This window comes from Streptomyces sp. DSM 120436 (assembly GCF_055778765.1).
This window is the reverse complement of the sequence record NZ_JBSKBS010000001.1, coordinates 113,270-137,646: the sequence shown is the minus strand read 5'-3', so window position 1 is coordinate 137,646 and position 24,377 is coordinate 113,270. Positions and strand designations below refer to the sequence as shown.

Sequence of the window (24,377 nt, the reverse complement as noted above, 5' to 3'; positions counted from 1 at the left end):
CGCCGACCGAAAGCCGTGCAGTGACCGCAACCGACCGTTCCATCGAGCTCGTCAACACCGCAGCCCAGGCGGCCGCCGACAAGCTCGCGCACGACATCGTCGCCTACGACGTCAGTGACGTGCTGTCCATCACCGACGCATTCCTGCTGGCCTCCGCGCCGAACGACCGCCAGGTCAAGTCGATCGTCGACGAGATCGAGGAGCGGCTGAGCAAGGAGCTCGGCGCCAAGCCGGTCCGCCGCGAGGGCGACCGCGAGGCCCGCTGGGTGCTGCTCGACTACGTCGACATCGTCGTCCACGTCCAGCACAGCGAGGAGCGGGTCTTCTACGCCCTGGAGCGGCTGTGGAAGGACTGCCCCGAGCTGGACCTCCCCGAGGAGGCCAAGGCCACCCGCGGCAAGGCCGCCGAGCACGCCAGGCTCCAGGAGGCCGAGGAGGCGACGGAGCCGGGCGGTGAGTGGGGATGAGCGCCACCGGTGAGGTGGGCGGCTCCGCCCGCCGGGGCCGCCGCATCATCCTCTGGCGGCACGGCCAGACCCTGTGGAACGTGGAGCGCCGCTTCCAGGGCACCACGGACGTCGAGCTGACCGGGACCGGCGTCGCCCAGGCCCGCCGGGCCGCCCGCCTGCTGGCGGGCCTCAGGCCTGACGCGATCATCGCCTCCGACCTGAGGCGCGCCGCCGCCACCGCCGCCGAGCTGGCCGCGCTCACCGGCCTGGACGTCGTCCACGAGGAGGCCCTGCGGGAGACCTACGCGGGCGTCTGGCAGGGCCTGACGCACGACGAGATCATCGCCCGGTACGGCGAGGAGTACGCCGCGTGGAAGCGCGGCGAGCCGGTCCGCCGCGGCGGCGGCGAACTGGAGACCGAGGTCGCCGACCGCGCCGCCCCCGTGGTGCTGCGGCACGCCGAGAAGCTCCCGGAGGACGGCACGCTCGTGGTCGTCAGCCACGGCGGGACCATCCGCACCACCATCGGCCGGCTGCTCGGCCTCGACGCGCGCAGCTGGGAGAGCCTGGGCGGTCTCACCAACTGCTGTTGGTCCGTCCTCGGCGAGGGCGCCCGGGGCTGGCGGCTGCTGGAGCACAACGCCGGCAGCCTGCCGGAGCCGGTGCTCGGCGACGACGACTGAGGACGGCCGTGGCCCGCCGCCGGGGCCGTCCGGCGGCGGCCGTGCGACCCGCCCAGGGGCGCCCCGGCCCCGGATTTCACTTTCTGGCAGGTCGCAGGCTAAAGTTCTTCTTGTTCGCCCCGCCGAGCGGGGCGAAACCAGGAAGTCACTTCACGTGGCGGCCAGGGGCTATAGCTCAGTTGGTAGAGCGCCTGCATGGCATGCAGGAGGTCAGGAGTTCAATTCTCCTTAGCTCCACATGGTGAAGATCCCGTCTCCCTCCGCGGAGGCGGGATCTTTTGTCGTCCGCGGATGAGCGCGGCGGCGTTCTCCGACGTACACCTCTACGAGACGTACAGCCGTGTCCCTACCGGTACCACGGCGTCGCTGACCGTATTGGCCCGGTCGTGGCAGAATCAAACGACCGGAAGGGGGCGCGGCCCGACGGGAGGGAGTTGTGATGCCTGCGAGCATCCTCGAGGAGGTCGACCACCTCTTCGGAGCGGTGTCGACCCGACGGACCTCCACCCGTCTCGGCTGCCCTTCCTGCGGTTCCGCGCACGTTGCCCAGGTGCTCGGCGACCACGGCGGGACCTCCTACGCGTGCACGGCCCGCGGCCACAGCCGGAGCTGACCGATGGGTGCACACAGGCGGAAGTGCGACTGGTGCGGCAGCGGCACGCCGATCGTCCGCGACATGGAGCCGATCAACACCGACTACCAGTACTGGTGCGAGGAGTGCGCGCGGGCGCTGATCATAAAAGGCGACCCCATCGAGACGTACCGGGAACTCGAGGGGGAGCCGATCTACGGCCGGCTGCTGGAGGAGCACTGCACCCTCAAACGCTTCTACTCGTTCGTGACGGCGTGAGTGCCTGACGGCGTGGGAGCGCCCCTCCGGGGGGGCGTTCCGGGCGGAACCGGCCGAAGCGAAACCGATTTGGTGTTGGGCCGGGGGGACCGTGTAAAGTTGGCGTCGCCGCCGGGGAGACCCGGGGGACACCGCAAGGGGCTATAGCTCAGTTGGTAGAGCGCCTGCATGGCATGCAGGAGGTCAGGAGTTCAATTCTCCTTAGCTCCACAGAAGTCGAGGGCGGACCATCCGAACGGATGGTCCGCCCTCGGTCGTTGTGCGCGCCTTCCCGGGCCGCCCGCGCCCAGGGGACGGGAACGGCCCTCTCCGGCGGTCCGGGCCCGACGGACCGCCGGAGAGGGCCGGCTGCGTAAGGCTTCCGTCAGCGCCCCAGGGCGCGCCTGCCGCGTCCCGGGGAGAGCACCGGGAGGTTCCGGGACGGCGCCTTCGCCTGCGGGGCCGATTCCTCGACGCGCAGGGCCAGCGCCGGGCAGCGGCGCACCGCGCGCAGCGCCTTCGCCTCGGCGTGACGCGGCACCTGCGCCTGAGCCACCGTGGGGAAGCCGTCCGCGCCGAGCTGGAACACCTCCGGGAGGATGTCCGCGCACAGTCCGTGGCCCCGGCACAGCGTCCAGTCGACGAAGATCTTCTGACGGCTGGGGCCGTTCTTCTCCTCGTCCTCGCCGCCCGGGATGCCCGTCGGGGCCGCGCCCCCCTCGAAGAGCGGCAGCACACCCGCCACGGGCCGTCCGCAGCCGTTGCCGAGGGCATGGGCCGCGACGTCGTCGGTGAACGCCCTGAGGGTGGACTCCAGGAACATCGCGGAGCCGTCCGGGTGCGAACAGGCGCCGCGCCGCTTCACGTTCTTGGCGACCTGCCTGACCGCCTCGAACGCGGCCGGACCGCCGCCGCCCAGGATGTCCTCCAGGCCGCGCGCGGCGGCCGGGAGCCCCAGGTAGCAGGGGCCGCACTGGTTGGCGCTCTCCTGCGCCAGCCACTTGGCCACCATCAGCGACTCGCCCAGCGGGCAGGTGTCCTGACTGATCGGCAGGATGGCGCCCGCGCCCAGCGAACCGCCCACCGCGTCCAGCGAGTTGCGGGAGACGATCGCCTCGTTCACGGTCGCCGCGTCGATCCACTTGCCGTGGTAGCCGCCCGTCAGCACGCCCTGCGGGACCGGCGGGGCGCCGGCCAGCTGGAGCACGTAGCGCAGCGGCACGCCGGTCGGCACCTCGATCACCATCGGGCGGGCCACCGCCCCGGACACCGTGAGCATCACGGTGCCCGGCTCGTCGTACAGGCCGGTGTTGCCGTAGCGCTCCGGGCCGATGCGGGCGGCGATGGCGAGCTGGGCGAACGTCTCGGCGTTGGACAGCAGCGTGGGCGCGCCGCCCACGCCGCTCCTGGAGGCGCTGGTCTTGCGGCCCGGGGGGATGGCCGGGCCGCCGTCGATGGAGCGGATCAGGGAGGCCGCGGCTCCCGTCACCATGCGCACCGGGTTGCGCTGCACCCGGGCGCGCAGCACCGAGCGGCGGCCGTTGCTCAGGCCGCGCTCGGCGAGCGCCTGTTCCATCGAGCGCTGGGTGGACTCGCGGGTGACCCCCACCACGAGCGTGCGGGCGCCCATGGCCTCGGCGCACAGCAGCGCGCCGTCGAGGATGAGATGGGGTGCGCGGTTGATGAGCACCGTGTCCTTGCGGCAGGCCGGTTCGTCCTCGCTGCCGTTGACGACGACGACCGGCCGGACGCCGCGCTTGATCGCCGATTCGGCGACCGCGCGCAGCTTCTTGTGGAAGGGGAAGCCCGCGCCGCCGCGGCCCCTGAGGTTGATGCGTTCGGCGAGCTGCGCGAGCTGCTCGCCGCCCAGGGGCTCGAGCGGCCCGTGCACCTTGAGGTGCATCTGCAGGTCGAGCCGGTCGACAAGGTCGAAACCCGACGTGAGCTGGGGAAGCCCTACGACGCGGACTTCAGGGACGTCGGGCAGGGCCTCGTTCACTTAAAGCCTCCGGAAGGCGTGTTCCAAGGTTCGCCCGGACCCGGTGCGCCGAAGTCGTAGGCCGACGGGGGTGCACCGGGGGTTGGTTCATTGGCGGGACCGCTGTTGTACGTGTCATCCGGGTTGTACGTGCCGTGGAGCGTGTTCGTCTCAGCGGTGTCGTACACATCACTCGACCCGTAGCCGGAGGCGACCGGATTGTCATGGACCGGGACGGTGTATCCGGTGTCGTCGAGCGGGTCGTACGCCGACGGCGGGGCCTCGCCGACCGGCGGCGGGGACGGGACCGGCCAGCTGCCCGAGGTGCTGGAGGGCGTCTCCACGCGGGGCATCGCCTCCGTGGCCCGCAGGTCCGGCATCTCCATGCGGGCGGTGGCGTCCGGGAACGGGCCCCGCGCCGCGGACGGCCGGGGAGGCGTGGACACCGCGCGGTAGGCGGCCGCGAAGCCGTGCGCCGGTTCCGGAGCCGGCGTGGGGCCGGAGGCGTCGAACGACGGGCGGCCGGAGTACGACCGCCTGGCGTCCTGGGCGTTCCCGCCGCCGTGACCGGACAGGCCCGACTCGGCGTCGCGCGCTCCGGCCTCGGCCGGCCGGTCGCGGACCGGCTGCCGGCCGGTGAGGCCCAGCAGGGAGGTGAGGCGGTCGGCCACCTTGCGCTTGACCGGGCGCGGGGAGGCCCGCAGCATCAGGGCCGCGAACACGCCGAGCAGCGACAGGCCGTACAGGATCATGAAGACCGGCTTGGCCGCTCGACCCGCGTAGAGGCCGTGCACCAGCGCCGCGCACCAGGCCGGATAGGCCAGCATGTGCACCGCGCGCCAGCGGGCGGCGACCTCCGCGGGGGAGGCGAAGCGGTTGCGCAGGACGCCCGTGATCGCGACGAAGACCATCAGCAGGCCGGCCAGGGTGCCCAGGCCGATCAGGAAGCCGCGTCCCATGACGGCCTCGTCGTCGGTGAGGACGAGCCCGAAGGGGAGCACGGCGGCGATCCACGTGGTGTGGTCCAGCGCCAGCTTGACGACGACGTGGATCAGCAGGAAGACGACGGCCGCGACCGCCGTGGTGCGGTGCACCGCCTGCGCGAGGATCCGCTGCCGGGGGCCGAGCAGGATCCGGTCCTGCGCCACGAGTCCCCAGATCACGGAGCAGCTGAGGCAGACCAGCGCCAGGACGCCGACACCGAAGTCGAGGAAGTCGACGAACCAGTCGTCCGCCGTGCTGTCGTCCGGCCTCACGACGCACCTCCGGACGTCCGGACGCACAGCGGGTACGACGGAGCCGCAGCCGACCTGCCCCGGGCGGGGGGTGGGCTGCCGAGTGGACGAGGGTTCATGGGGGCAACTCCGAACGGTTCGGTAAAGCGGTCCCGCTGCCGCACTCTAAGCCTCGGCGTACCCGTCAGTACCGGGTTTGAGTTATTGCGCTGTTATCAAAAGACAATGAGGCTGTTGTGTTGCCCCTTAGGAGTTGTTACGCGAAGTAACCCCTGCCCCTCGTTCGGTGCGCCGGGGAAGAGCGTCGCGGCCGGATCCGTCCCTGCGGTACCCTGACCGCATGCGTGCCGTACGCCTTCTGCTTAGCGAGCCGCGCTGATCAGTCCCGACCGCCGGAGTTCCGGCAGGCCGGAATCGGCGCGGCGTCCCCTCCTGTGCGAGGGGTTTTTTCATTTCCAGGAAGTCGCAGCAGCAGGCAGAGACGATCGATGGAGCTTTGAGGATCATGAGCGAGACGAACCCCGCAGCCGCGGAGGCCGCGCCGCACCGCTACACGGCCGCCCTGGCCGCCGAGATCGAGGCACGCTGGCAGGACTTCTGGGACGCCGAGGGCACGTACGCGGCGCCGAACCCGAAGGGTGACCTGGCGGGCGACCCGGAGCTGGTCGCGCGGCCCAAGAAGTTCATCATGGACATGTTCCCGTACCCCTCGGGCGCGGGCCTGCACGTCGGACACCCGCTGGGTTACATCGCCACCGACGTCTACGCCCGCTTCCAGCGCATGACCGGGCACAACGTCCTGCACACCCTGGGCTTCGACGCCTTCGGCCTGCCCGCCGAGCAGTACGCGGTGCAGACCGGCACGCACCCGCGCGTGTCCACCGAGGCCAACATCAAGAACATGCAGAGCCAGCTGCGCCGGCTGGGCCTGGGCCACGACAAGCGCCGGTCGTTCGCCACGATCGACCCGGACTACTACAAGTGGACCCAGTGGATCTTCCTGCAGATCTTCAACTCCTGGTACGACCAGGACGCCAAGAAGGCCCGCCCGATCTCCGAGCTGGTCGCGCAGTTCGAGTCCGGTGAGCGTCCGGTCCCCGGCCACACGCGCCCGTGGAGCGAGCTGACCGAGGCCGAGCGCGCCGACGTCCTGGGCGAGTTCCGCCTGGCCTACGCCTCCGACGCGCCCGTCAACTGGTGCCCGGGGCTGGGCACCGTGCTGGCCAACGAGGAGGTCACCGCCGACGGCCGCTCCGAGCGCGGCAACTTCCCCGTCTTCAAGGCCAAGCTGCGCCAGTGGAACATGCGCATCACGGCCTACGCCGACCGCCTGCTGGACGACCTGGACGCCCTGGACTGGCCCGAGGCGATCAAGCTGCAGCAGCGCAACTGGATCGGCCGCTCCGAGGGCGCCCGCGTCGACTTCCCCATCGACGGCGAGGCCGTCACCGTCTTCACGACCCGCCCCGACACGCTGTTCGGCGCCACCTACATGGTGCTGGCGCCCGAGCACCCGCTGGTCGAGAAGTTCACCCCGGACGCCTGGCCCGAGGGCACCCACGAGGTGTGGACCGGCGGTCACGCGACGCCCGCCGAGGCCGTCGCCGCCTACCGCGCCCAGGCCGCCTCGAAGTCCGACGTCGAGCGGCAGGCCGAGGCCAAGGACAAGACCGGCGTCTTCACCGGCGCGTACGCGACCAACCCGGTCAACGGGCAGAAGGTGCCCGTCTTCATCGCCGACTACGTCCTGATGGGCTACGGCACCGGCGCGATCATGGCCGTCCCCGGCCACGACTCCCGCGACTTCGCGTTCGCCCGCGCCTTCGAACTGCCCGTCGTCTGCGTGGTCGAGCCGACCGACGGCCGCGGCACCGACCCGTCGACCTGGGACGACGCCTTCGTCTCCCACGACGCGAAGATCGTCAACTCCGCCGGCGAGCACGTCTGCCTGGACGGCCTGGGCGTCGCCGAGGCCAAGGCGCGCATCACCGAGTGGCTGGAGCGCGAGGGGCACGGCGAGGGCACCGTCAACTTCCGCCTGCGCGACTGGCTGTTCAGCCGTCAGCGCTACTGGGGCGAGCCCTTCCCGATCGTCTACGACGAGGACGGCATCGCCCACGCGCTGCCCGAGTCGATGCTGCCGCTGGAGCTGCCCGAGGTCGAGGACTACAGCCCGCGCACCTTCGACCCGGACGACGCCGACACCCAGCCCGAGACGCCGCTGTCGCGCAACGAGGAGTGGGTGAACGTCACCCTGGACCTGGGCGACGGGCCGAAGAAGTACCGGCGCGAGACCAACACCATGCCCAACTGGGCCGGTTCCTGCTGGTACGAGCTGCGCTACCTGGATCCGGACAACTCCGAGAAGCTGGTCGACCCCGGGATCGAGCGGTACTGGATGGGCCCGCGCGAGGGCATGCCGCACGGCGGCGTCGACCTGTACGTCGGCGGCGCCGAACACGCCGTGCTGCACCTGCTGTACGCCCGCTTCTGGTCCAAGGTGCTGTACGACCTGGGGTACGTCTCCTCGGCGGAGCCGTTCCACAAGCTGTTCAACCAGGGCATGATCCAGGCCTACGTCTACCGCGACAGCCGGGGCATCGCCGTGCCGGCCGCCGAGGTGGAGGAGCGCGACGGCGGCTACTGGTACCAGGGCGAGCGCGTCACCCGCCTGCTGGGCAAGATGGGCAAGTCCCTGAAGAACGCGGTCACCCCGGACGAGATCTGCGCCGAGTACGGCGCCGACACGCTGCGCCTGTACGAGATGGCCATGGGCCCGCTGGACGTGTCCCGCCCCTGGGACACCCGCGCGGTCGTCGGCCAGTTCCGCCTGCTGCAGCGGCTGTGGCGCAACATCGTCGACGAGGCGACCGGCGAGGTGACCGTCGCCGACACCGACGACATCGACGAGGCCACCCTGCGCGCCCTGCACAAGGCCGTCGACGGCGTCCGCGGCGACCTGGAGGGCATGCGCTTCAACACCGCCATCGCCAAGATCACGGAGCTGAACAACCACCTGACCAAGCGCGGGGGCCCGCTGCCGCGCCCGGTCGCGGAGTCGCTGGTGCTGCTGATCGCGCCGCTGGCCCCGCACATCGCCGAGGAGCTGTGGCGCAAGCTGGGCCACACCGACTCCGTGGTGCACCGGGACTTCCCGGTGGCCAACCCGGCGTACGTGGTCGACGAGACCGTCACCTGCGTGGTGCAGATCAAGGGCAAGGTGAAGGCGCGGCTGGAGGTGTCCCCGGGCATCTCCGACGAGGAGCTGGAGAAGGCGGCGCTGGCCGACGAGCGGGTGGTCACGGCGCTGGACGGCGCCGGGATCCGCAAGGTGATCGTGCGGGCGCCGAAGCTGGTGAACATCGTTCCGGCCTGAACCGGCTCGGACCGGTCTGGGTTGGTCTGAGCGGCCTGAGCTGGTCCGCGCGGCCTGAGTAGGCCTGAATAGGGCTGGACAGGGCTGGACAGGGGTCGAAACGGGCTGAATCGGCCTGAATTGGCCCGACGGGCCCGGTCGGTCCTCACGGGTGGGGGTCGTGCCGTCGACCGACCCCTACGGGGAGCCGTCGCGTTGTGTGCGGGCAGGTTCGGGGTTCCGCCGGAACTCCGGGCCTGCCCGTAGCGTTTACCGTGGAAGAGCGGCACGACGTGTGCCGGACAGGCCGGACGTGCCCGGAGGAGGAGCCTCGTGGAAGCGGTGTTCGCAGTGATCGCCCTGCTTTTTGTGCTCTTCGTGGCGCTGGGCGTCTACGCCACGGTGAAGGTCGTCGGCGCCGCCAAGCGCAGCGCGGACCGCCACATCCACCAGGCCCGCCGCACGGTCGAGGACCACACCCTGCGCGCCAAGGCGTTCGCGCAGTCCGGCCCGGCCGGTGAGATCGCCCAGCTCCGGCTGAAGCTGCGCACCTCGATGCGCGCCACGCAGGACGCCCTGGAGGCGGTCGCCGCCGAGGACGGCTCGGTGAAGGAGTCCCTCGCCCTCTTCCAGCGCCTCAGCGCGCACGGCCACGAGCTGGACGCCGAGCTGCGCCGCCTGGAGGGCGAGCCGGACCGCGCGACGCTGTCCGCGCGCCTGCCCGACCTGCGCGAGCGCACCGAACGCATCACCAGCTCCGCGGACTCCCTGCGCTGGGCCACCCGCGACCGCGCCCGCCGCTTCGCGGACGACGACCTCGACTCGCTGAGCACGCAGATCGACGTGGAGGCCGGCGCCCTGCGGCACTGGACCACCACGGACCAGCCGGCCACACCCGCGCCCCCGCGCTGGCCCGAGGCGCCGGCCGCCGACGCCTCGGGGCAGACCTGGCCGGACACCGCGCGCCAGGAGACGGAGCCGCAGCGGGACGAGGACCAGGAGCGGCCCGCCATCGCCCCGGCCACCCCGCACCCCACCTACCCCTGGCAGAAGAAGCCGCGCCCCGAAAGCACCACGTGACGGCCGCCTGAGCAGCGCTGATCACACCACGGTGGACGACGCCCCACGGTCCGGGCTGCCGCACGGCCACCACGGCAGGTAACCTCCAGCTCATGTCCCGCCATGTCGCGATCGTCACCGATTCAACGGCCTACCTTCCGGCCCGGACGATGGAGCGGCACGGCATCACGGCGGTCCCGCTGACCGTGGTGCTGGGGGACCGCGCCCTCGAGGAGGGCACCGAGATCTCCACCCGCTCCCTCGCCCAGGCTTTGCAGAAGCGGCGTTCCGTCACGACGTCCCGGCCCAGCCCCGAGGTCTTCGCGGAGACCTACCGCAGGGTCGCCGCGTCCGGCGTGACCGGCATCGTCTCGCTCCATCTCTCCGCCGAGCTGTCCGGCACCCACGACGCGGCGGTCCTCGCGGCCCGCGAGGCCCCGGTGCCGGTGCGCGTGGTGGACACCGGCATGATCGCGATGGCCCTCGGCTTCTGCGCGGTGGCGGCCGCCGAGACCGCGGAGGCGGGCGGCACCGTGGACGAGGCGGTCACCGCGGCGGAGAAACGGGCGGCGGCCACGTCGGCCTACTTCTACGTCGACACGCTCGACTATCTGCGCCGGGGCGGCCGGATCGGCGCGGCCCAGGCGCTGCTGGGCTCCGCCCTCGCGGTGAAGCCGCTGCTGCAGCTGGCGGGCGGACGTATCGAACCGCTGGAGAAGGTGCGGACGGCGTCGAAGGCGATCGCCCGCCTGGAGGAGATCGCCGCTGACCGGGCGGGGAGCGCGGAGGTGGACGTCGCCGTCCACCATCTCGCCGCGCCGGAGCGGGCTTCGGCGCTGGCCGACCGGCTCCGCGCCCGGCTGCCGGCACTGTCCGAGCTGCATGTCAGTGAGGTGGGCGCGGTGATCGGGGCGCACACGGGACCGGGGTTGCTGGGGGTGGTGGTTTCGGCCCGGTGAGGCGGGAGCCGGAGTCCGTTCCTTCGATCGGGTGACGGAGTTGTCCACAACCGGGCGTCCGTCCACGGGTTCTGAGCAAGATCGTCGCGATGGGGCGGTTGTGTCCGACCCTCGTCGCATGACACTTCGATCTCACACACGTACGGTTGTTCCGACCAGCGGTCCGGGCCGTGGCCCCCTGTCCGACGGCCGCACCTCGCGCAACCGTCACCGCCGTCCGAACCGGGCTCGCGCGTGGTCCCGTGACGGCGATCGTCCGGCTCCGGGCGAGGAGATCCGGCGCCGTGCGGAGACGTTGTTCGGCGGGGAGCCCGTGGTCCGCGGAGGGCGCCCGGCACGGAGGGCGCCGAGCTGGGCACGGGCGGGGGAGAGCGGCGCGTCGGCGGGCGTGAGGGCTCTGGCGCCTTCACTGCAGCCGCGCCGAGTCGTGGTGGTGGACCGTCAGGGGGCGGCGGGACACGCGCTGCTGACGACGCCTCGGGCGGGTGCGAGGCGCGCGGCGGCGACGGACGACCGGACGCTCGTGCTGCGGTGCCTCCCCGACGGCGTGGGGAGGCGTCCGGCAGCCGGGCGGAACGGTGCGCACGCGGCTCGTCCGGGGCGGTTCCTCGGTGTCGGGCCGGGGGGTGGTGAGCCGGCCACCCACCCTGTGCGTCTGCCCGCCCCGCGCCCCTGCCGCGAGCCGGGCGACGTCGGCGGCCGTCCGGACACCCTGGCCCGGGAGGCGTCCGACGGGGTGCCCGAGCCGGGACCGCCGTCAGGACCTCCGCCAGGGCGGTGGGGACCCGCGTTGCGGGAGCGGCTGCCGCTGTGGGTGCAGGCCCGGTGCGGGCTGGAGCGGCGGAGCGTGGTGGCGCTCTCGGCGCTGCTCGTCCTCGCCCTGGTGTTCGCCGTGCAGCACTTCTGGACCGGGCGCACCCAGCCGGTACGGGCACCGGAGGTGGTGCGGGCGGCTCCGGCAGCGCAGGAGGACACGGGAGGCGCGGCGAGCCCGTCGGGCGCTCCCCGTGCTCCCGGTTCCTGGGCGCAGGCGGGCGGCACGGCGGCTCCCGAGATCGTGGTGGACGTCAGCGGCAAGGTGCGGGACCCGGGCGTCCACCGCCTGCCCGCCGGCTCACGGGTCGAGGACGCGCTGAAGGCGGCCGGCGGGGTGCGGCCCGGCACGAGGACGGGCGGCCTCAACCGCGCCCGTTTCCTGGTCGACGGCGAGCAGGTGGTGGTCGGCGGCCCGGCACCGGCCGGAGCGGCGGCCCCCGCGGCCCCGGCGGGTACCGGAACGGCGGCCGGCCCCCCGGCACCCGTCTCCCTCAACACCGCCACCGTCGACCAGCTCGACACCCTTCCCGGCGTCGGCCCGGTCCTCGCCCAGCACATCGTCGACTACCGCACCCGCAACGGCGGTTTCCGCTCGGTGGACGAGCTGAGGGAGGTCAACGGCATCGGCGACCGCCGCTTCGCCGACCTGCGCGACCTCGTACGGCCATGAGCACCCGCACCCCCGTCGTCCACGAGGACTCGGGCGCCCGCCCGGACGTCTCCCGTCCGCGGCAGGAGGGGCCGACCGACCTCCGGCTGGTCCCGCCCGCCCTCGCCGCCTGGGCCACGGCGGCGGTGATGCTGCACGCCCCGCCCGGCTGGGCCACGGTCACCGTGGTCGCCTCGGTCGTGGCCGCCGCCGTCCTCCTCCCGGCGTGCAGGCGCCTGACGGAGCGGGCACGCGTCACCGCCCACGCGGTCGCGGCCACCCTGCTGTGCGTCGCGGCCGCCGCCGGTTCGGCGGGCCTGCACGGCGCGGACGTCCGGCGCGGTCCCGTCCCCGGACTGGCCAGGGAGTACGCCCGAGTCGTCGCGGAGGTGGAGGTCACCGCCGATCCACGGCTCACCCGGCCCCGGGTCAGCGGCAACCGCGTGGCCCCGGTGTCCGTGCTGATCGAGGCCGACGTCCGGCGCGTGGCACGGGCCGGCGGGGCCGCACGCACAACCCGGGCACCGGTTCTGCTGATCGTCGACGCCGGTGACCGGAAACCGGCCGTCCCCGCCGCCGGCCACCGGCACTCGCCCTGGCTGTCCCTGCTGCCCTCCACCCGGCTGCGGGTCGAGGCGGGGCTCGCGCCGGCGCGGGAGGGCGGCGACCGGTTCGCGGCGGTGCTGCGGGTGCGGGGCGAGGACGGTCCCCGCATCGCGGACGGGCCGTCGGCCCCGCAGCGTCTGGCGGGACGGCTGCGCGCCGGACTGCGCGAGGCGACCGAGGACCTGCCGGAGGACGCGCGGGCGCTGCTCCCGGGACTGGTCGTCGGGGACACCGCGCGGGTGACGCCGGAGCTGGACGAGGCGTTCCGGGAGACCGACCTCACGCACACCCTCGCCGTGTCCGGGGCCAACTTCACCATCCTGCTCGCCCTGCTCCTCGGCCCGCCGGGGCTGGCGCAGCGGGCCGAGAGACGCGGGCTCGCGCCCCGCCTCGGCATCTCGCTGCGGACCACGGCGGTGCTGGGCGCGGTGCTGTCCCTCGCGTTCGTCGTGGTGTGCCGGCCCGACCCCAGCGTGCTGCGCGCCGCCGCCTGCGGATCCGTGGCGCTGCTCGCGCTCGCCACCGGCCGCCGCCGATCCCTCGTCCCGGCCCTGGCGACGGCCGTCCTGCTGCTGGTGCTGTACGACCCGTGGCTGGCCCGCACCTACGGTTTCCTGCTCTCCGTACTGGCGACCGGCGCGCTGCTCACCCTCGCCCCTCGCTGGAGCGCGGCCCTGCGCCGCCACGGGGTGCCGCCCCGCGTCGCGGAGGCGCTGGCCGCCGCCGGCGCCGCCCAGGCACTCTGCGCTCCGGTGGTCGCCGTGCTGTCGGCCCGGGTGAGCCTGGTGGCGATCCCGTGCAACCTGCTCGCCGAGGCCGCGCTCGCCCCGGCCACCGTGCTCGGCTTCCTCGCCCTGGCCACCGCGCCGGTCGCGATGCCGCTGGCGGAGGCGGTGGCGTGGTGCGCGGGCTGGCCCGCGGGGTGGATCGCGCGGGTCGCCCGGACCGGGGCGGCGATGCCGGGCGCCGGGGTGGACTGGCCGGGAAGCTGGGCGGGGGCGGCGGCGCTCGGCGCGGTCACCCTGGCCGTGCTGCTCGTGGGGCGCCGGCTGCTGCGGCACCCCTGGTGGTGCGCCGCGTGCGCGCTGCTGCTGGCGCTGGTGGTGGTGCAGCCGCGGCCCCTGGTGCGCACGCTCACGGGCTGGCCGCCGCCGGACTGGCGGATGGTGATGTGCGACGTGGGACAGGGCGACGCGCTGGTGCTGGCGGCGGGGGAGGGCGCCGGGGTGGTCGTGGACGCGGGACCCGACCCCGAGCTCGTCGACCACTGTCTGCGCTCCCTCGGCGTCACCCGTGTCCCGCTCGTCGTCCTGACCCACTTCCACGCCGACCACGTGGCCGGGCTGACCGGTGTGCTGCGCGGACGCGAGGTGGGCGGCATCGGGACCACGGGCCTGGAGGAACCGGCCGACCAGGCGGCGGCCGTCCGGAGAGCCGCGGCCGCCGCGGGCGTCCCCGTGACGCGGGTCGTCGCCGGCGAGCGGCGGCGGACCGGTGGGCTGTCCTGGGACGTGGTCTGGCCGCCACCGGACGGTCACCCGGCGGTGGAGGGGCCGAACGACGCCAGTGTGGCCCTGCTGGTCCGCACGGGGGGCCTGCGCCTGCTGCTCCTCGGCGACCTGGAGCCCCCGGCCCAGCGTGCCCTGGCCCGGTCACCGGCGGCGCGGGACCTGGCGGCCGTCGACGTCCTCAAGGTCGCCCACCACGGCTCGGCGTACCAGGATCCGGGCCTCGCACGCCTGGCCGCACCACGGCTGGCGCTGATCAGCGCCGGTGCGGACAACTCCTACGGCCACCCTGCTCCGGGGACGGTCGACGGGCTGCGGGCCCAGGGAGCGGCCGTGCTGCGCACCGACCGGGGCGGGGCGCTGGCTGTGCTCTCCGGTACGGACGAGGGCGGGGGGCCTGCGGTGGCACGACACTGAGAGGCATGAGCGAGGGGATCGACACCGCGACCACCGACGCCTATCTGCGCCGCCTGGGGGTGGAACGGCCCGCCCGGCCCACCACGGACGCGCTGAGGGAGCTGCATCTGCGCCATCTGCGGACCGTGCCGTTCGAGAACCTGTCCGTGCATCTCGGCGAGGAGATCGTGCTGGACGAGAAGCGGCTGCTGGACAAGGTGGTGGGGGCCCGGCGCGGCGGGTTCTGCTACGAGCTCAACGGCGCTTTCGGCGCGTTGCTCACCGCGCTCGGTTACGACGTCGCCCTGCTCGCCGCACGCGTCCACGCGGCCGGCGGCCGGCTGGGCATCCCGTACGACCATCTCGCGCTGCGGGTGCGGGCGGAGGACGGCGGTGACTGGCTGGCGGACGTCGGGTTCGGCTCGCACTTCCATCTGCCGCTCGCTTTCGGGGAGCGGGGGGAGCAGCGGGACCCGGCGGGCGTGTTCCGGGTCGCGGAGGCGGACGCTGCCGCGGCCGGGGTGCGCGGCGGGCACGCGGCGGCCGGGGCGGCGGACCTGGACGTGCTGCGCGACGGGCGGCCCGTGTACCGGCTGGAGACACGGCCCAGGGTGCTCGCCGACTTCAGGGCCGGCGCGTGGTGGCACAGCACCTCGCCCCACTCCCACTTCCCCCGGTCGCTGGTGTGCTCGCGGGTCACCGAGGACGGCGGCCGGATCACGCTCAGCGGCCGCCGGCTGACCCGCACGGCGCCGGACGGGACGCGGCAGGAGCGCGGGACCGGGCCGGACGCGGAGGTGCTGACGGTCTACCGGGACGAGTTCGGGATCACGCTGGACGCGGTGCCGGTCGTGCGGGGCGGCGGGACGGACGGCTGAGCCCGTACCGGACAATGTCCCGTGTGAGTGATGTGCGACATGTGCTGGTGCTGCCCGACCGGGACGCGGCCGAGGAGGTGGCCGAGGCGCTGGAGGAGCGCTTCGGCGTCGACGAGGAGCCGCAGCTCGTACGGGACGCCCTCGCGGGCGAGGACGACGCGGAGGACGCGCAGTGGCTCGTCGTCCTGCGGGACGAGGCGGGGCGGCTGGACGCCGGCGAGCTGGACGAGTTCGCCGGCCGCTGGGACGGCTGGCGCGAGGAGCCGTAGCCGCCGCTGCCGCCCGGCCGGGACGGCTGCGGCCGGCCGGGCAGCGGTGTCGGTGGCCCGTGGGATGCTTGTCGGCGATGGCCAGGAAGAACGCATCCGACGACCCCCTCGCCCCCGTGACGCTCGCCGTGGGCCAGGAGGAGCTGCTGCTCGACCGCGCCGTGCGGGAGGTGGTGACCGCGGCGAAGGCCGCCGACGCCGACACGGACGTCCGCGACCTGACCCCGGACCAGCTCCAGCCGGGCACCCTCGCCGAGCTGGTCAGCCCCTCGCTGTTCGCCGAGCGCAAGGTCGTGGTCGTGCGCGACGCGCAGGACCTGTCGGCCGACACGGTCAAGGACGTCAAGGCGTACCTGTCCTCGCCCGCCGAGGAGATCACCCTCGTGCTGCTGCACGCGGGCGGCGCGAAGGGCAAGGGCCTGCTGGACGCGGCCCGTAAGGCGGGCGCGCGGGAGGTGGCCTGCCCGAAGATGACCAAGCCGGCGGACCGGCTGGCGTTCGTGCGCGGCGAGTTCCGGACGGCCGGGCGGTCGGCCACGCCCGAGGCGTGCCAGGCCCTCGTCGACGCCATCGGCAGCGACCTGCGCGAGCTGGCCTCCGCGGTGACGCAGCTCGTCGCGGACGTCGAGGGCACGATCGACGAGGCCGTCGTCGGCCGCTACTACACCGGGCGGGCCGAGGCGTCGAGCTTCACGGTCGCCGACCGGGCGGTCGAGGGACGGACGGCGGAGGCCCTGGAGGCGCTGCGCTGGTCGCTGTCGACCGGGGTGGCCCCGGTGCTGATCACCAGTGCGCTGGCGCAGGGCGTGCGGGCCATCGGCAAGCTGTCCTCGGCGCGCGGCGGCCGGCCCGCCGACCTGGCGCGCGAGCTGGGCATGCCGCCCTGGAAGATCGACCGGGTGCGGCAGCAGATGCGCGGCTGGACCCCGGACGGCGTGGCCGTGGCGCTGCGCGCCGTCGCCGAGGCGGACGCGGGCGTCAAGGGCGGCGGGGACGACCCCGAGTACGCCCTGGAGAAGGCCGTCGTCACCGTCGCCCGCGCGGCCCGCTCCCGGGGCCGGGCGTAGCACCGGGAGCGGTCGCCGTACGGCCGCCCCGCCTCGCGCGTCCCGCCCGCAGGCCGAAGGCCCCGTCCCCCGCCCTGGGGAAGGGTGGGGGACGAGGCCTTCGGATGAAGCTGTCGAGCCCGTACCCGCGTGGCGAACGCAGGCCGCGTACGGGCTCGGGGGTGCCGGCCGGGGGCGGATGAGAGAGGGCCCGCCCGGGTCCCGCCGGCGGTCAGATCAGGGTGGTTCAGCCCTTGACGGACGCGACCTTGCGAGCCAGCGCCGACTTCTTGTTGGCGGCCTGGTTCTTGTGGATGACGCCCTTCGAGACGGCCTTGTCGAGCTGGCGCGCGGCGGCGCGCTGGTACTCGGCGGCCTTCTCGACGTCACCCGCGGCGGCGGCCTCGCGGGCCTTGCGGATCGCGGTCTTCAGAGAGGACTTGACGGCCTTGTTGCGCAGCCGGGCCTTCTCGTTGGTCTTGTTCCGCTTGATCTGGGACTTGATGTTCGCCACGAAGGAGCCTCTACAGGTTCTGGCACGGGGCCGTACGCGGGCGCACGGTTCCGCACCGGGTGATTTCTTGGGGTGTGCCTCGCGCTGAGAGGGCATGAGACACAGCCCCCCACACTACCAGCGGGCCATTCCGCGGCCCAAACCCGTCCCCGGTCGCCACCCGTGGGACCATGGAAGCTACGTATCGATCCGACCCGAGACCGCAGACGGACAAGCACACGTATGCGGACGCCTCAAGAATCAGGACCCTGCGTGCCCGCGATCCCCAGCCATGTGCCCGAGCCGAGCCGTACCGACCCGGCGCTGATCCGCAATTTCTGCATCATCGCGCACATCGACCACGGCAAGTCCACGCTCGCCGACCGGATGCTCCAGCTGACCGGAGTGGTCGAGCAGCGGCAGATGCGCGCTCAGTACCTCGACCGCATGGACATCGAGCGCGAGCGCGGCATCACGATCAAGTCCCAGGCGGTGCGCCTGCCGTGGGCCCCGACCCACGACAAGAGCAAGACGCACATCCTCAACATGATCGACACCCCGGGTCACGTCGACTTCACGTACGAGGTCTCCCGGTCGCTCGCCGCGTGCGAGGGGACCATCCTCCTGGTCGACGCCGCCCAGGGCATCGAGGCGCAGACCCTCGCCAACCTCTACCTGGCGATGGAGAACGACCTCCAGATCATCCCGGTGCTGAACAAGATCGACCTGCCGGCCGCGCAGCCGGAGAAGTTCGCCGAGGAGTTGGCGAACCTGGTCGGCTGCGACCCCGACGACGTGCTGAAGGTGTCCGCGAAGACCGGTCTGGGCGTCGAGGCGCTGCTGGACCGCGTGGTCGCCGACATCCCGGCCCCGGTCGGCGTCGTGGACGCCCCCGCCCGCGCGATGATCTTCGACTCGGTCTACGACTCCTACCGCGGCGTCGTGACGTACGTCCGGGTCATCGACGGACAGCTCAACAAGCGTGAGCGCATCCGGATGATGTCGACCGGCGCCACCCACGAACTGCTGGAGATCGGCACCAACTCGCCGGAGATGCTGTCCGCGGACGGCCTCGGCGTCGGCGAGGTCGGTTACCTGATCACGGGTGTGAAGGACGTCCGCCAGTCGAAGGTCGGCGACACCGTCACCAGCCAGCACAAGGGAGCCGAGGAGGCCCTCGGCGGCTACAAGGACCCCAAGCCCATGGTGTTCTCGGGGCTGTACCCGCTGGACGGTTCGGACTACCCGGAGCTGCGCGAGGCCCTCGACAAGCTCCAGCTCAACGACGCCGCCCTGGTCTACGAGCCGGAGACCTCCGCCGCCCTCGGCTTCGGCTTCCGCGTCGGCTTCCTCGGCCTGCTGCACCTGGACGTGATCCGCGAGCGGCTGGAGCGCGAGTTCGGGCTCGACCTGATCGCCACCGCGCCGAACGTGGTCTACCGCGTGGTCATGGAGGACGGCACCGAGCACACCGTCACCAACCCCAGCGAGTTCCCCGAGGGGAAGATCCACGAGGTCTACGAGCCGGTCGTGCGGGCCACGATCCTCGCGCCCAGCGAGTTCATCGGCTCGATCATGGAGCTGTGCCAGAACCGGCGCGGCGTCATGCTCGGCATGGACTACCTCTCCGAGGACCGGGTGGAGATCCGCTACACCCTGCCGCTCGCCGAGATCGTCTTCGACTTCTTCGACCAGCTGAAGTCCAAGACCCGCGGCTACGCCTCCCTCGACTACGAGCCCACCGGCGAGCAGACCTCCAGCCTGGTCAAGGTGGACATCCTGCTGCACGGCGACAAGGTGGACGCGTTCTCCGCGATCACCCACAAGGACCAGGCGTACGCGTACGGCGTGCGGCTCGTCGCCAAGCTGAAGGAGCTGATCCCGCGGCAGGCGTTCGAGGTGCCGGTGCAGGCGGCCATCGGTTCGCGGGTCATCGCCCGCGAGACCATCCGCGCCATCCGCAAGGACGTCCTCGCCAAGTGCTACGGCGGTGACATCTCCCGCAAGCGGAAGCTGCTGGAGAAGCAGAAGGAGGGCAAGAAGCGGATGAAGATGGTGGGGTCCGTGGAGGTCCCGCAGGAGGCCTTCATCGCGGTCCTCTCCAGCGACGAGAGCGCGGGGTCGGGCAAGGCCAAGAAGTAACGCCGGTTACCGGGGGTCACTCCGCGAACCGGGCGAATCGGGGCCCGCCGCACGTGCGTGCGGCGGGCCCCGCACGTCCCTCACGTGGGTGTCTGTACGAAGTCACCGGCCGTGACCCCTTACGCGGTGGCCGGTCGGCCTTTACTCTGTCCGTGCTCGATAGTTACTCGTGAGTTAAACAACGTCGCGAGGAAACCCAGCCGCACTGAGCCAGCCGCACCGTCGCGGGCCCCGGAGGATGTCGTGAGCAACACACAGGCACTGATCGAGAACCGTCCGCCGAGCGTGGCGACCCTCTTCCTGGAGCGTGTGGCGGCCACACCGGACGCCGAGGCCTACCGCTACCCGGTCCCGCCGGCCTCCGGCGAGGGCCCGGACGGCTGGAAGTCGCTCACCTGGGCCGAGGCCGCCGAGCGGGTGCACGCGATCGCGGCCGGCCTGATCGAGCTGGGCGTGCGGCCGGAGGAGCGGGTCGCCCTCGCCTCCGCCACCCGGGTCGAGTGGATCCTCGCCGACCTCGGCATCCTCTGCGCCGGCGCCGCCACCACCACCGTCTACCCGCAGACCAACGCCGACGAGTCCGCGTACATCCTGTCCGACTCGCAGAGCCGGGTGCTGATCGCGGAGGACGCCGAGCAGGCCGCCAAGGCCGTCGCCAAGCGCGACGAGCTGCCCGAGCTGACCCGCGTGGTGGTGATCGACGCGGACGGCGCCGGCACCGACGACTTCGTGATCACCCTGGCCGAGCTGGAGAAGCGCGGCGCCGCCCGCCTCCGGAAGGAGCCCGAGCTGATCAAGGAGCGGGTCGCGGCCCTCACCAAGGACCAGCTCGCCACCCTCATCTACACCTCCGGCACCACCGGCCGCCCCAAGGGCGTGCGCCTGCCGCACGACAACTGGTCGTACATGGCCAAGGCGATCGCCGCGACCGGCCTGGTCGACGCCGACGACGTGCAGTACCTGTGGCTGCCGCTGGCGCACGTCTTCGGCAAGGTGCTCACCTCCGGCCAGATCGAGGTCGGCCACGTCACCGCGGTCGACGGCCGCGTCGACAAGATCATCGAGAACCTGCCGGTGGTCCGGCCGACCTACATGGCCGCCGTCCCCCGCATCTTCGAGAAGGTCTACAACGGCGTCGCCGCCAAGGCGAGGGCCGGCGGGGGCGCCAAGTACAAGATCTTCCAGTGGGCGGCGGGCGTCGCCCGCGAGTACGCCAAGGTCACGCAGGACAACTTCCGCCGCACCGGCACCGCGACCGCCCCGGCCGGACTGCGCGCCAAGCACGCCCTCGCCGACAAGCTCGTCTACGCCAAGATCCGTGAGGCCTTCGGCGGCCGGCTGCGCGCCTGCGTCTCCGGCTCCGCCGCCCTCGCGCCCGAGATCGGCTACTTCTTCTCCGGCGCCGGCATCCACATCCTGGAGGGCTACGGCCTCACCGAGTCCTCCGCGGCCTCCTTCGTGAACCCCGGCGAGGCCTACCGCACCGGCACCGTCGGCAAGCCGCTGCCCGGCACCGAGGTCCGCATCGCCGAGGACGGCGAGATCCTGCTGCGCGGCCCCGGCATCATGCAGGGCTACCACAACCTCCCCGACAAGACCGCCGAGGTCCTGGAGGAGGACGGCTGGTTCCACACCGGTGACATCGGCGAGCTGTCCGCCGACGGCTACCTGCGCATCACCGACCGCAAGAAGGACCTGATCAAGACCTCCGGCGGCAAGTACATCGCGCCCGCCGAGGTCGAGGGCCGGTTCAAGGCGGTCTGCCCGTACGTCTCCAACATCCTGGTGCACGGCGCCGACCGGAACTACTGCACCGCCCTCATCGCGCTCGACGAGGCCGCCCTCACCGCCTGGGCGGCCGAGAACGGCCTGGAGGGCAAGTCGTACGCGGAGATCGTCGCGGCGCCCGCCACCGTCGAGATGGTCGACGGCTACGTCAAGCAGCTCAACGACGGCCTGCAGCGCTGGCAGACCATCAAGAAGTTCCGCCTCCTGCCGCGCGACCTCGACGTGGAGCACGGCGAGATCACCCCGAGCCTGAAGCTCAAGCGCCCGGTGGTGGAGCGCGAGTACAAGCACCTCATCGAGGAGATGTACGAGGGCGCGCTCGAGAAGTGACGTCCCGCCGGCCGGGAGACACGCTCTCCCGGCCGGCCCCGTCCGCCCGTTCCGCCGCCGGCCCCGGGAGCCGGCCGCGGGCCGGCGCGGTCGCCCTCCGCCGTGCGGGCCACCGGATCGCCCGCCCACGGCGGCCCCGGCGTTCCGCGGGAAGGGGAGTTCCCCGCGCCCGGGGGCCCGGTGAGGTCCGCGTCGGGGTGCGTGCCGCCGTGAACCCCACCGACGTCGTGCTGCGCACCGCGGCGGCCACGCCGCCCGAATGCGGGACGCCCCGCCCCCGTACGCGCCCGGCACGGACGCGGCGGGCGTGACCGGCCGGGCCGGCCCCGGCGTCGACGGCCGGCTCGCCGCGGGGTCAGGTCGTCCCCCGCGGTCGCGGACGGCGGCACCCTCGTCGGGCCGCGCGGCCGGCCGGGCCCCGCGGACCGCGGCGTCACGGTGACCGCGGTGAGCGTCCGAGACGGCCCTGCCCTGCCGGACACCCTGCGGCAGCGGGCCGAGAGGGGCGCGCTGGCCGCCCCCGGCTTCGGCAGGGGCGCACCCACCCGCCCGAAGCCGGCGGTCCGCGCGGACGCCCGGTCCTCGGCTTCTCCCGACGCGCACCGAGGGGGAACGCCCCGCGCCACCCGCTTCCCGGCCGACGCGGACCCGCACCTCCTCGTTCCGTGATGACCGAAAACGATCGGTCGCGTCGTTGTTCTTGAGCGAACATGGAGCGCTCTTCCCCCGACAAACGATCCACTTTCGTGACTCGGCGCTTATGCGCGGGTCCGTTCTGTCACCCTGTCGGCAAGCGATCGAGTTCTCTTCGTACGAACTGCCCGGGGAGCTGCCCATGCGGGCCATTCCGACCCAACGGGAGACCACCTCGTGCGCCCCCGACGTGCGGGGGTGCGCGCGGGTGGAGGCGACGCTGTCCGGAAGCCCCCTCGCGCCGGGCTCCGCACGCGCGCTGCTGCGCAAGGCGCTCACCGAGTGGGCGCAGCTCCCGGTGCCCGGCGCCGACCTCCTCACCGGCCGCGTCGGCGACGAGGCCGCCCTGGTCGCCAGCGAGCTGGTCACCAACGCGGTCGTGCACGCCGGCACCGAGGTGCGGCTGACCTGCCGACTGGAGGAGGACACCGGCGCGCTCGTCGTGGAGGTCGCCGACCTGCACCCCTCCCGCACGCCGCGCGACGCGGCGGACGCGCCGGCGCACGACGCCCCCGACCATGCCCCCGAGTACGGGCGCGGGCTGCGCATGGTCGCCGCGCTCGCCGAGTCCTGGGGCGTCACCTACCGCGCCGGGAGCAAGACCGTGTGGGCGCGGCTGCCGACGCCCGAGGAGACGCCCGCCGACCCGCCCGCCATGTACGCCGGGGAGCGCGCCCCGGCGCGGGACCTGCGGGCGGCCGCCCTCCTCGCCGCCGACCCGCCCGACCCCCTCGCCCCGCGCGGCCAGGCCGTACCGCGCGACGCCCCCCGCGACACCTGGCGGGCCGCCTCCTACGGGGACGACTGGCTGGCCCGCCGCCCCTGCCGCGACGGCGCCTGGCTGGGCCGGGGCGCGCTGTCCTTCCTGGCCGAGGCGTCCGACCTGCTCGCCGGACAGCTCGACGAGGACCTGGTCGCCTCGCTCACCGGCCAGCTGATCGTGCCGCGGCTCGCCGACTGGTGCGCGGTCTGGCTGGAGGACGAGGCCGCCGCCCACGGCGGCCGGCCCGGCGCCGGAGGCCGCCTCGCCCGCGTCTGGCACGCCAGCGAACACCTCGTCGAGGAACTGAGCCGGGCGCTGGAGCACAACCCGCCGCCCCAGTCCGACGACCCGCTCGGCACCGGACCCGTGCCCTGCCCGTGGCCGCGGCTCGCGGAGACCGGCTCGCCCCTGGAGACCGGCTCGCCCCTGGGGACCGATTCGCCCCTGGGGACCGATTCGCCCACGGGGACCGACGGCACCGGGACCGCGCTCGCGTACCGGCTCGTCGCCGGGGGCCGCCCGCTCGGCACGCTGGTGATCGGACGCGGCGGCATCGACCGCTTCCCCGACGAGATCACCGGCCTCGTGGAGGACCTGGGCCGGCGGGTCGCGCTCGCCATCGGAGCCGCCCGGCAGTACGCCCGCCAGGCCACCATCAGCGCCGTGCTGCAGCGCGGCCTGCTGCCCGGCGCCGTCGCCGAGATCCCCGGCGTGCGCAGCGCCCTCGTCCACGAACCGTGCGACAAGGGCGGCCCCAGCGGTGACTTCTACGACCTCTTCCCGGCCGGCCGCGGACGCTGGTGCTTCGCCGTCGGCGACGTGCAGGGCAAGGGTCCCGAGGCGGCCGTCGTCATCGGTCTCGTCCGGCCCTGGCTGCGGCTGCTCGCCCGCGAGGGCTACCACGTCGCCGACGTCCTCGACCGGCTCAACCAGCTCCTCCTCGACGACGCCACCGAGGCCGCCGACGCCGCCGCCCGCGCCCTGGTGGCCGCGGGAGCCCGCCCGACCACGCCCGGCGACGGCCCCCAGACCCGCTTCCTGTCCCTCCTCTACGGCGAGCTCATGCCCTTCCCCGGCGGCGTGCGCTGCACCCTCGCCTCCGCCGGCCACCCCCTGCCCCTCCTGCTCGACCCCGAGGGCGCCGTCCGTCCCGTCGCCCAGCCGCAGACGCTGCTCGGGGTCGTCGAGGACACCGCGTACACCAGCGAGACGTTCGAGATGTACTCGGGCGACACCCTGCTCTGCGTCACCGACGGAGTCACCGAGCGGCGCTCCGGGTCGCGGCAGTTCGACGACGGCGACGGGCTGGCCACGGCGCTGGCGGGCTGCGCCGGGCTGGAGGCCACAGCGGTGGCGGAACGGATCACCCGGCTCGTGCACGACTTCGGGGCCCGGCCCCCGGCGGACGACCTCGCCCTGCTGGTGCTCCAGGCGGAATGAGGGCACGGGAGGG

The 24,377-nt window shown here is 73.4% G+C and carries 19 protein-coding genes and 2 tRNA genes; 18 read left to right on the top strand and 3 right to left on the bottom strand.

The window, feature by feature from the left end:
* The first annotated feature begins 20 nt into the window (after window positions 1-20).
* The 6 genes from rsfS to ACWH4W_RS00600 all read left to right on the top strand — a co-directional run bounded on the left by rsfS (window position 21) and on the right by ACWH4W_RS00600 (window position 2,192).
* Window positions 21-467 (top strand): ribosome silencing factor, encoded by a 447-nt coding sequence (gene rsfS / locus ACWH4W_RS00625; RefSeq protein ID WP_473073903.1) that lies wholly within the window; start codon window positions 21-23, stop codon window positions 465-467.
* A complete protein-coding gene (locus tag ACWH4W_RS00620; protein WP_473073902.1) occupies window positions 464-1,132 on the top strand; it encodes a histidine phosphatase family protein in 669 nt (222 codons plus the stop codon). The genes rsfS and ACWH4W_RS00620 overlap by 4 nt, the downstream gene beginning before the upstream one ends.
* Window positions 1,133-1,296: 164 nt before the next feature.
* Window positions 1,297-1,369: transfer RNA gene (locus tag ACWH4W_RS00615), tRNA-Ala, on the top strand.
* A gap of 202 nt (window positions 1,370-1,571) precedes the next feature.
* Complete coding sequence (locus ACWH4W_RS00610; RefSeq protein WP_473073901.1) at window positions 1,572-1,745, top strand: hypothetical protein; 174 nt, start codon at window positions 1,572-1,574, stop codon at window positions 1,743-1,745.
* Between the two features lie 3 nt (window positions 1,746-1,748).
* The gene (locus tag ACWH4W_RS00605) at window positions 1,749-1,982 is read left to right on the top strand and encodes a hypothetical protein (RefSeq protein WP_473073900.1); all 234 of its coding nucleotides are present in this window, start codon (window positions 1,749-1,751) and stop codon (window positions 1,980-1,982) included.
* 137 nt (window positions 1,983-2,119) lie between these two features.
* Window positions 2,120-2,192: transfer RNA gene (locus tag ACWH4W_RS00600), tRNA-Ala, on the top strand.
* Between the two features lie 154 nt (window positions 2,193-2,346).
* On the opposite strand, the gene ACWH4W_RS00595 is transcribed toward ACWH4W_RS00600, so the two are convergent.
* A complete protein-coding gene (locus tag ACWH4W_RS00595) occupies window positions 2,347-3,960 on the bottom strand; it encodes a ferredoxin (protein ID WP_473073899.1) in 1,614 nt (537 codons plus the stop codon).
* Window positions 3,957-5,195 carry a ferric reductase-like transmembrane domain-containing protein gene (locus ACWH4W_RS00590; protein ID WP_473073898.1) on the bottom strand — a complete coding sequence of 413 codons (1,239 nt, stop codon included), beginning with the start codon at window positions 5,193-5,195 and terminating at the stop codon, window positions 3,957-3,959. Before ACWH4W_RS00590 ends, ACWH4W_RS00595 begins: the two co-directional genes overlap by 4 nt.
* A gap of 484 nt (window positions 5,196-5,679) precedes the next feature.
* Between ACWH4W_RS00590 and leuS the strand changes: the two genes are divergently transcribed.
* The 8 genes from leuS to holA all read left to right on the top strand — a co-directional run bounded on the left by leuS (window position 5,680) and on the right by holA (window position 16,736).
* Window positions 5,680-8,550 (top strand): leucine--tRNA ligase, encoded by a 2,871-nt coding sequence (gene leuS, locus ACWH4W_RS00585; RefSeq protein WP_473073897.1) that lies wholly within the window; start codon window positions 5,680-5,682, stop codon window positions 8,548-8,550.
* A 312-nt stretch (window positions 8,551-8,862) separates the two neighbouring features.
* Window positions 8,863-9,609 (top strand): hypothetical protein, encoded by a 747-nt coding sequence (locus ACWH4W_RS00580; protein WP_473073896.1) that lies wholly within the window; start codon window positions 8,863-8,865, stop codon window positions 9,607-9,609.
* A 92-nt stretch (window positions 9,610-9,701) separates the two neighbouring features.
* Window positions 9,702-10,547, top strand: coding sequence for a DegV family protein (locus ACWH4W_RS00575; RefSeq protein WP_473073895.1), 846 nt, complete (start codon window positions 9,702-9,704; stop codon window positions 10,545-10,547).
* A gap of 790 nt (window positions 10,548-11,337) precedes the next feature.
* On the top strand, window positions 11,338-12,033 hold the full coding sequence (locus ACWH4W_RS00570) for a ComEA family DNA-binding protein (protein WP_473073894.1): 696 nt from the start codon (window positions 11,338-11,340) through the stop codon (window positions 12,031-12,033).
* Complete coding sequence (locus tag ACWH4W_RS00565) at window positions 12,030-14,543, top strand: ComEC/Rec2 family competence protein (protein WP_473073893.1); 2,514 nt, start codon at window positions 12,030-12,032, stop codon at window positions 14,541-14,543. The genes ACWH4W_RS00570 and ACWH4W_RS00565 overlap by 4 nt, the downstream gene beginning before the upstream one ends.
* 5 nt (window positions 14,544-14,548) lie before the next feature.
* Window positions 14,549-15,400: an arylamine N-acetyltransferase family protein gene (locus tag ACWH4W_RS00560; protein ID WP_473073892.1), complete on the top strand. Its 852-nt coding sequence runs from the start codon at window positions 14,549-14,551 to the stop codon at window positions 15,398-15,400.
* Window positions 15,401-15,423: 23 nt separating this feature from the next.
* Window positions 15,424-15,669: a hypothetical protein gene (locus tag ACWH4W_RS00555; protein WP_473073891.1), complete on the top strand. Its 246-nt coding sequence runs from the start codon at window positions 15,424-15,426 to the stop codon at window positions 15,667-15,669.
* 77 nt (window positions 15,670-15,746) lie between these two features.
* Window positions 15,747-16,736, top strand: a complete 990-nt coding sequence (holA, locus tag ACWH4W_RS00550) for a DNA polymerase III subunit delta (protein ID WP_473073890.1) — start codon at window positions 15,747-15,749, stop codon at window positions 16,734-16,736.
* 226 nt (window positions 16,737-16,962) lie between these two features.
* Here the strand turns inward: holA and rpsT are convergent, their stop codons facing one another.
* Window positions 16,963-17,229, bottom strand: coding sequence for a 30S ribosomal protein S20 (rpsT, locus tag ACWH4W_RS00545; RefSeq protein ID WP_473073889.1), 267 nt, complete (start codon window positions 17,227-17,229; stop codon window positions 16,963-16,965).
* Window positions 17,230-17,481: 252 nt separating this feature from the next.
* Between rpsT and lepA the strand changes: the two genes are divergently transcribed.
* The 4 genes from lepA (at window position 17,482) to ACWH4W_RS00525 (ending at window position 24,364) form a co-directional block, all read left to right on the top strand.
* Window positions 17,482-19,350: a translation elongation factor 4 gene (gene lepA / locus ACWH4W_RS00540; protein WP_473073888.1), complete on the top strand. Its 1,869-nt coding sequence runs from the start codon at window positions 17,482-17,484 to the stop codon at window positions 19,348-19,350.
* A gap of 243 nt (window positions 19,351-19,593) precedes the next feature.
* Window positions 19,594-21,468: an AMP-dependent synthetase/ligase gene (locus ACWH4W_RS00535; RefSeq protein ID WP_473073887.1), complete on the top strand. Its 1,875-nt coding sequence runs from the start codon at window positions 19,594-19,596 to the stop codon at window positions 21,466-21,468.
* A gap of 447 nt (window positions 21,469-21,915) precedes the next feature.
* Entirely contained in the window at window positions 21,916-22,137 is a 222-nt protein-coding gene (locus tag ACWH4W_RS00530; protein ID WP_473073886.1) for a hypothetical protein, read from the top strand.
* Window positions 22,138-22,303: 166 nt separating this feature from the next.
* Complete coding sequence (locus ACWH4W_RS00525) at window positions 22,304-24,364, top strand: SpoIIE family protein phosphatase (protein ID WP_473073885.1); 2,061 nt, start codon at window positions 22,304-22,306, stop codon at window positions 24,362-24,364.
* Window positions 24,365-24,377: the final 13 nt, after the last annotated feature.